Consider the following 8,042-nt stretch of genomic DNA (forward strand, 5'->3'; position numbering starts at 1 on the left):
GCCGGATTATTCCGACACGCCGTTAGGGCTTCTCGAGCTTCGCCCAGGTGTCGCGCAGGGGCACGGTCCGGTTGAACACGAGCCGGCGCCCACCCGAGTCCGGATCGGCGCAGAAGTAGCCGAGCCGCTCGAACTGGTAGCGGCTCCCTGGCACGGCGCCGGCCAGGCTCGGTTCGAGCCGGCAGCCCTCGAGGGACACGAGCGAGCTCGGATTCAGGTGGGCCGTCCAGTCTTCCTCGTCGTCCGGGCGCGACCGGAGGAACAGGTGCTCGTAGAGCCGCACCTCGGCCTCCACGGCGTGGGCCGCCGACACCCAGTGGATCGTGCCCTTCACCTTGCGCCCCCGCGCCTCGCCACCCCGGCTCGCCGGATCGTAGGTGCCGCGCACCTCGACGATCTCGCCCGTGCGGTCGTCCTTGACGACGCCGACGCACCGGATGATGTACCCGTAGCGCAGGCGCACCTCGCCCCCCGGGGACAGGCGGAAGTACTTGGGTGGGGGGACCTCCCGGAAGTCGTCCTGCTCGATGTAGAGGACGCGGGAGAACGGGACCTTCCGCGTCCCCATGCTCGGGTCCTCGGGGTTGTTGATAGCGTCGAGCTCCTCGGTCTGCCCCTCGGGGTAGTTCTCGAGCACCAGGCGGAGCGGGCGCAGCACCCCCATCACGCGGGGGGCGCGGCGGTTCAGGTCCTCGCGCAGGCAGTGCTCGAGGTGCGCGATGTCGACCACGTTGTCGGCCTTGGCCACGCCGATGCGCTCGCAGAAGTCCCGGATCGCCTCCGAGGTGTACCCGCGCCGGCGCAGGCCGGCCAGGGTGGGCATCCGGGGGTCGTCCCAGCCGCTCACGTGGCCCCCCTCGACCAGCTCGAGGAGCCGGCGCTTGCTCAGCACGGTGTGGCTCAGGTTGAGGCGAGCGAACTCGATCTGCTGCGGATGGTAGACGCCCAGGGCGCCGAGGTACCAGTCGTAGAGCGGGCGGTGGGCCTCGTACTCCAGGGTGCAGAGCGAGTGGGTGATCCGCTCGATCGAGTCGCACTGTCCGTGGGCCCAGTCGTACATCGGGTAGATGCACCACTCGTCGCCCGTCCGGTGGTGCGAGGTCTTGCGGATCCGGTACATGACCGGGTCGCGCAGGTTCAGGTTCGGCGAGGCCATGTCGATCTTGGCGCGCAGGGTCCGGGTGCCGTCCTCGAACTCGCCGGCCCGCATGCGGGCGAACAGATCAAGGTTCTCCTCGACCGACCGGCGGCGGTACGGGCTCTCTCGACCCGGCTCGGTGAGGGTGCCGCGGTACTCCCGGGTCTCCTCCGCGCTCAGGTCGTCGACGTAGGCCCGACCGGCCTCGATGAGCTGGACGGCCCACCGGTAGAGCTGCTCGAAGTAGTCGGAGGCGAAGTAGAGGTGCTCGCCCCAGTCGAAGCCGAGCCAGCGGACGTCGGCCTTGATCGACTCGACGTACTCGACGCTCTCCTTGGTAGGGTTGGTGTCGTCGAAGCGGAGATGACAACGGCCCCCGTACTCGGCGGCCAGCCCGAAGTTGAGGCAGATGGACTTGGCGTGGCCGATGTGGAGGTAGCCGTTCGGCTCGGGCGGGAACCGTGTCCAGACCCGGCCCTCCCAGCGGTTCTGGCGGAGGTCCTCCTCCACGATCGTCCGGATGAAGTTCGGCGACGGCACCGAACCGGCGGTGGTCATGCTGGTCGCCCTCGTCTCGGTTCGCTCGTTGGTGTAGGGCCCAGCCTATCGAGGAATCCGCGCCAAATCAAGCGCCCGGACGGAGGGGTGGTGTCCTAATTTGGAAGCGCGGTCAACTTAACGTAGGACACCACCGACGGAGGATGGGCGTGCCAGCCAGGTGCCTGTCGGAGTAATCCGGCAGCTCGCTCCGAGCGCGCGCCGCGTCGGGCAGCGCTCCGAGCGGCGGCCACGCCGCCGCAACCGAGGGGGGCGTCGGGGGTCTTCCGAGACCCCCCCGAAATGACGAAACGCCTGCAGCCCCGGCGTCGAGACGGTACACTGTCCCGGCAGTCCCGACCCGAAAGGAGAGCGCTCGATGACCGCCGATTCCCGACCCCTGATCGTGCTGGCCGGCGCCATCCACCCCGACGGCCATGCCCACCTCGAGCAGGAGGCGCGGGTCGTGGTGGCGACCGCCGAAACCGAGGACGGCCTCATCGAGGCCGCCGCCGAGGCCGAGGGCATCCTCTTCCGCGCGCGCCCCCGGTGCACCGAGCGCCTCATGGCGGCCTGCCCCCGGCTCCGCGTCGTGGGCCGGCACGGCGTGGGCCTCGACACCGTGGACATCCCGGCCGCCACCCGGCTCGGCATCGCCGTCGTCCACGCGCCCGGCGCGAACTCGCAGGCGGTGGCCGAGCACGCGCTGATGCTCATGCTTGCCTGCGTGAAGCACACCACGGCGGTCGACCGCATGACCCGGGCCGGCGACTGGCGGGCGCGGCAGGTGCTCCCGAACACCGAGCTCGCCGGCAAGACGCTCGGGATCGTGGGTGTCGGCAACATCGGCCGCCGGGTGGCGAAGTTCGCCGGGGCGATCGGGATGCGGGTCCTCGGTTACGACAAGTACGTCGCCGCCGACGAAGTCCGTCGCCGCGGGGCGGAGCCGGTGGCGAGTCTCGAGGCCCTCCTACCCCAGGTGGACGTCCTCACGTGTCACACGCCGCTCACGCCCGAGACGCGCCACATGATCAACGAGCGCACCCTGGCCCTCCTGAAACCGGAGGCGATCTTCATCAACACCTCGCGCGGGCCCGTCCACGACGAGCGGGCGCTCTTCGAGGCGCTCACGCGTCGCCGCCTGGCCTCGGCCGGTCTCGACGTGTTCGAGGAGGAGCCGAGCCCCGTCGACAACCCGCTCCTCAACCTCGACACCGTCGTGTGCTCCTCGCACGTGGCGGGGGCCACGCGGGAGGCGATGCGCCACTCGTCCCTCCAGGTCACCGGCGAAATGCTGCGCGTGCTGCGGGGGGAGCAGCCCCAGATCCTGGCCAACCCCGAGGTGTGGCCGCGCCCGGCCCACCCCCGGTGAGGCGTCCGCCCGCGTCAGCCGGGACGCCGGATCAGCGACAGCATCCAGGGCCGGCCATCGTCGGGTGGGGTGCCTTCTCCATGGGGATCGGCTGTGGCCGATCGACCCCACTGGGTGCCGCACACGCCGAGAGCACGGCGGCCGCCGTCAACAGAACCGCGACCGCTCCTGCCAACCGCATGGGATCCTCCGTTCGCGGGTCTGGACGCATGGCCCGCCCGGCTTCCGCCCCTCCCCGTGGACCGGCGCCGTCAGGACAGTCCCGCGGCGGTCGGCCGGACGGTGCCGTGGCGGATCAAGACGTAGTCGTCTCGCCGCCGCCAGGGCGTTTCCGCCACACCGAGGCGATCGAGGAGACACAGTACCAGGCTCTGGACCGGTAGCTGATAGAGGATCGGCGTCAACAGCTCGCTCTCGGTGGCGGCAACGGGAAACCGCGCGGCCGCCGCCGGAAACGCGCCGTGGGCCGGGTGCTGGACGACGATGGCCCGGCCGCCGGCCCCCGCGATGCCGGTCACGAGCTCCTCGGCCCGGTCGAGCGCGTTGCCGGGGGGTGCCAGGACGACCACCGCGCTGCGCTGTCCCCAGGCGAGGGTGAGGAAGTACTGCAGGTGCGCCCATTCCTCGAGATCCTGCGGGATCCCGTTGATCGGCACCTGCTCGTGACACTTGGCCGCGCAGTAGCCGGCCGTGCCCGCGTTCGGCCCGGCTCCGAGCACCCAGAGGGTGTCGGCGCCCGCCAGCGCGTCGGCCAGAGCGCGCGCGGGCTCCTGGGTGTCGCGCATGACGGGCACGATGCTTCCGAACACCTGGTCGAGGGTCCGGAACCAGTCGTCCGTCCGGGCGCTGGACAGCCGGCCCAGCGCCTGGCCGATCTCGAGCCCGAGCGCGTACACCGTGTAGAGCGTCGCCAGGTACTGGACCATGTTCTGGAACAGACGCTGGTAGCGGACCGGCGGGCGCGTCACGGCGGCAACCGGCCGATGAATGACCAGATCGGTCAGATCGGCGAGGCCGCCCGTGGCGCTCCCGGTGAGGCTCACCGTGGGGTTCCCGCGCGAGCGAGCCAGGATGACGGTCTCCCGGGTCCGGGTGGAGCCGCCGGAGTTCGAGATCGCCAGCACGACGTCCTCGGGGCCGAGCAGCGGGACCTCGTAGCGGGCGCACTCCAGCGACGACAGCGCGTGCGCAGCCAGTCCCGTCCACCGGCGAAAGGCCGGCACCGTGCTCGCGGCCGCAAACAGGCTGTCCCCCGATCCGGTGAACAGCAGCCGGCCACGGGGCAGCCCGGGGCGGGCGGCGAGCAGGTCCCGGGCGCCCCGGGCCGCGGCGGCTCGCAGGGCGACCGGATCGACGGCTTCGGCCAGGGCCGCGGCGACGTAGTCCGCGTACGGGAGGTCGCCCGACGCCCGGCGCGGCGGGTCGGTCATCGTGATCGCTCCCCCTCAGAGACTGACCAGTCGCCGCAGACCGAGCAGTCGGTCCGTGACGAGCAGCGCCAGGGCGGCCATGACCACCAGCAGCGTCGAGACGGCGGCCAGCGTCGGGTCGGCCGATTCGTCGATGAACTCGATCATCTGGATCGGCAGGGTCTTGTTGCGGGCGTCGGTCAGAAAGATCGAGATCGGGTAGTTGTCGAACGAGGCCAGGAACGCGAAGATCACCCCGCTCAGGAACGCCGGATAGAGATTGGGAGGAAGCACCCGGACCAAAGCTTCGACATGCGAGTACCCCAGGCTTCGCGCGGCGTCGATCATCTCGAAGTTGAAGAGGGACAGGCTGGCCAGCACCACCCGCATGATGAACGGCGTGGTGAGGACGACGTGCGCCACCAGCAGGGCCACGAAGGCGTCGTCGAGCCCGTAGCGCCGGTACCCCTGCAGCATCGCGATGCCGAGCACCAGCCCGGGGAGCATGAGCGGTGACAGGATGGCCGCCACCAGCGCGCGGCGGCCCGGGAAGCGACAGCGGTGGACGGCGACCGCGCCGGCCGTCCCGAGGACGAGTGCGGCCGCGGTCGAGAGGCTGGCGATCTGGGCCGACAGCGCCATCGAGGCCCAGAAGCCCTTCACGTGAAGCAGACGCCGATACCAGCGCAACGACAGCCCATCGACGGGGAGATCGAAGACCGGCGAGGCCGAGAAGGACACCACCACGACCAGGACCAGCGGCGCCAGCTGCAGGACCATCACCGTCCCGGCGAACGCCAGCAGGAGGCCGTCGCCTAGCCGCCGGTCCGAGTCACCAGGCGCGGCGCGATGACGAACCGCCCACCGGGAAGGGTTCCGCTCCGAGCGCGGGCTTTGCCCGCGCAATCCCCTCCCGGGGGGAGGCTTCGGAAGGGGGGCGGAGCCCCCCTCCGAGGGACCTAGCCGCCGGTCTTCCATCGTCGCTCCATCCGGCGCTCGCCGGCCAGCCAGCCGGACACGATCACCGCCGAGCCCGCGATCAGCAGCAGGAGCACGCTCACCGTGGAGCCCAGCGCCGGATCCCGGACCGTCAGGTACGAGTAGGCGATCACCTTGGACATCACCTGGTAACCCGCCCCGGTGAGCACGCTGGGGATCACGTAGGCCGAAACCGTCATCGAAAAGACGAAGGCACAGCCGGCCAGCACGCCGGACCGGCTGAGGGGCAGGATCACGTGGACGAACCGGTAGGCGGAGGTGGCCCCGAGCGAGGCGGCCGCGTCGTCGAGCTCCTGGGGGATCAGTCGCAGCACGGAATAGACGGGCAGAATCATGAAGGCGAGCAGGATGCTGACGGTCCCCAGAAACAGTCCGGTCTGGCTGAACAGCAGCTGGACCGGCTCGCCGGTCAGGCCGATCCCCATGATCGCCTGGTTCACGACGCCGTTGCTCCGCAACAGGATGGTCCAGCCGAAGGCCTTCACGATCACGCTGGCGGTCATGGGCAGGAAGACCCCCACCAGCAGGAGTGTCTGCCGTCCCCCCGACACCCGCGCCATGGCGAGCGCATAGGGGTATCCGATGGCCAGACAGCCGGCGGTCACGACGAGGCCGTACTTGATGGTGTTCCACACCACGCCCTGGTTGTGGGGATCCCGCAGGAACCGGGCGTAGTTCTCCAGGCTCAGGGCGTCGCCGACCCGCAGGCTGGACCCGAAGAGCAGGCCCAGCGGGATGATCAGCGCGACCAGGAAATAGAGGCCGGCCGGCAGCGCCAGGAACGCCAGCGGATCGACCTCGCGGTGGCCCGGCGCCCGGCGGGGGCGGACGGCCTGGCCCGTCGCCTCGAGCTCGCGGACGGTCGACGGCGGCGGGCTCAACCGACCTCGTAGGCGAGGGTCGCCGCGATCGGCCACCGCAGCGTCAGCCTGGTGCCCGGCGCCAGGGACTGGCCGGCCGGGTCGGAGGTCTCGGCCAGGGCGCGGTCGCCTTCGGCGCAGGCGAAGTGAACCTGGATCCTGGCGCCGTGGAAGATCACGTCGCTCACGGTCATCGTGGCCGCGTTGTACCGCCGGTCGGGCGGCTCGCCGAATTCGATCCGCTCCGGCCGGACGGCGACCATGACCCGGGTTCCGACCGCGAAGGCGCCCGGAGCGGTCACCGGCGCCGACGCCGTCTCGACCCTGATCTCGCCTCCCGCCTGAGCCACCACGCGGCCGTGAAGCTTCAGCGAGGAGCCGACGAAATCGAGGACGAACGGCGTGGCCGGGCGGGCGTAGATCGTGGGGGGCTCGGCGAGCTGCTCCACCCGGCCGGCGTGCACGACCGCCACCCGGTCGGACAGCACCAGCGCCTCGTCCTGGTCGTGCGTCACGAAGATGGCGGTCACGTCGAGCTCACGCAGCAGCTTGCCCAGCTCGATCTGCATGACTTCTCGGAGCTTCCTGTCCAGCGCGTTGAACGGCTCGTCGAGGAGGACCAGCGAGGGCTTGACCGCCAGGGCCCGGGCCACGGCTACCCGTTGCTGCTGGCCACCCGAGAGCGCCTGGATGGACCGTTCGGCCAGGTCGCTCAAGCGGACGAGGGCCAGGGCTTTCGCCACCTCCCGCCGGATGTCGGCGCGCGGCACGCCCCGGGCCTTGAGCCCGAACGCCACGTTCTCGGCCACGGTCAGGTGCGGGAAGAGGGCGTAGCTCTGAAAGACGACGCCGACGTTGCGTCGATGGGCCGGAAGGCCGGTCAGGTCGCGCCCGTCGAGCCGGATCTGGCCCGCATCCGGGCGGAGAAACCCGGCGATCACCCGAAGGAGCGTGGTCTTCCCGCATCCGGAGGGACCGAGGATGGAGAGCAGCTCCCCGCGCCCGGCGCTGAGGGTGATCCCGTTCAAGACCTCGACCGGGCCGAACTGCTTGGCGACGTCGATGACCGTGAGGTAGCCTTCCGCCGGACTCGCCTCGAGGACGGGACGCGCGAGCGGCTCCGCTCGCGGCCCCGGCATCAGGCCGCGATCTCGCGATCGAAGCGCTCGATCCACGCCTTCCGGTTCTTGGACACAAATTCCCAGTCCGTCGCGAACATCTCGGCCGGGGACACGATGTCGGGCCCCACGGGGGTGGCGGGGTTGGCCGGGGAATCGAAGAACCGCTCGGCCCACAACCGCTGGGCGGGGACGTCGAGCATGGTGTCGATGAAGGCGTGGGCGAGCTCGGGGCTGGGGCCGCCCTTCACCTTGGCCAAGCCGCTCGGCAGGCTGAACGACCCCTCCTTCGGCTTGGCCATGTCGACCGGTGCGCCCTGGCTCTTCCGCAACAGCACGTACGACCCGATCTCGCCGGGGATCACCCACCCTTCTCCCTGCTCGAGGAGGTTATGGGCCTGGGTCGGGTTGGTGTAGATGTTGAGCAGGTTGGGCTTGAGGGCCGCCAGCTTCTTGAACGCCGCGTCCAGATCGTACTGCGCCTCCCGGAGCGGCTTGCCGGTCGCGAGGTGGGCCGCCACCGTCAGGACGTTGACCGCGCTGGTCAGCCCCATGTGGGGGAGCAGGACCTTCTTCCGGTACTTCGCCTCCCACAGCTCCGCCCAGGTC

Annotated in this window: 7 protein-coding genes; 1 reads left to right on the plus strand and 6 read right to left on the minus strand. The window is 70.6% G+C overall.

Annotation, left to right across the window (positions count from 1 at the left end; genetic code table 11):
* Window positions 1–22: 22 nt before the first annotated feature.
* The gene (locus VGW35_09090) at window positions 23–1,696 is read right to left on the minus strand and encodes a glutamine--tRNA ligase/YqeY domain fusion protein (protein ID HEV8307812.1); all 1,674 of its coding nucleotides are present in this window, start codon (window positions 1,694–1,696) and stop codon (window positions 23–25) included.
* 358 nt (window positions 1,697–2,054) lie between these two features.
* Between VGW35_09090 and VGW35_09095 the strand changes: the two genes are divergently transcribed.
* Complete coding sequence (locus VGW35_09095; GenBank protein HEV8307813.1) at window positions 2,055–3,047, plus strand: hydroxyacid dehydrogenase; 993 nt, start codon at window positions 2,055–2,057, stop codon at window positions 3,045–3,047.
* 251 nt (window positions 3,048–3,298) lie between these two features.
* Here the strand turns inward: VGW35_09095 and VGW35_09100 are convergent, their stop codons facing one another.
* The 5 genes from VGW35_09100 to VGW35_09120 all read right to left on the minus strand — a co-directional run.
* Complete coding sequence (locus VGW35_09100) at window positions 3,299–4,477, minus strand: SIS domain-containing protein (GenBank protein ID HEV8307814.1); 1,179 nt, start codon at window positions 4,475–4,477, stop codon at window positions 3,299–3,301.
* 15 nt (window positions 4,478–4,492) lie between these two features.
* On the minus strand, window positions 4,493–5,236 hold the full coding sequence (locus tag VGW35_09105; protein HEV8307815.1) for an ABC transporter permease: 744 nt from the start codon (window positions 5,234–5,236) through the stop codon (window positions 4,493–4,495).
* A 179-nt stretch (window positions 5,237–5,415) separates the two neighbouring features.
* Window positions 5,416–6,336, minus strand: coding sequence for an ABC transporter permease (locus VGW35_09110; GenBank protein HEV8307816.1), 921 nt, complete (start codon window positions 6,334–6,336; stop codon window positions 5,416–5,418).
* Entirely contained in the window at window positions 6,333–7,454 is a 1,122-nt protein-coding gene (locus VGW35_09115) for an ABC transporter ATP-binding protein (GenBank protein ID HEV8307817.1), read from the minus strand. The genes VGW35_09110 and VGW35_09115 overlap by 4 nt, the downstream gene beginning before the upstream one ends.
* Window positions 7,454–8,042 (minus strand): extracellular solute-binding protein (locus VGW35_09120; GenBank protein HEV8307818.1); only part of this gene is annotated, 589 nt, incomplete at its 5' end. The genes VGW35_09115 and VGW35_09120, both read right to left, overlap by 1 nt.

This window comes from Candidatus Methylomirabilota bacterium (assembly GCA_036005065.1).
In the GTDB taxonomy this organism is placed as follows: domain Bacteria; phylum Methylomirabilota; class Methylomirabilia; order Rokubacteriales; family DASRDR01; genus DASYQW01.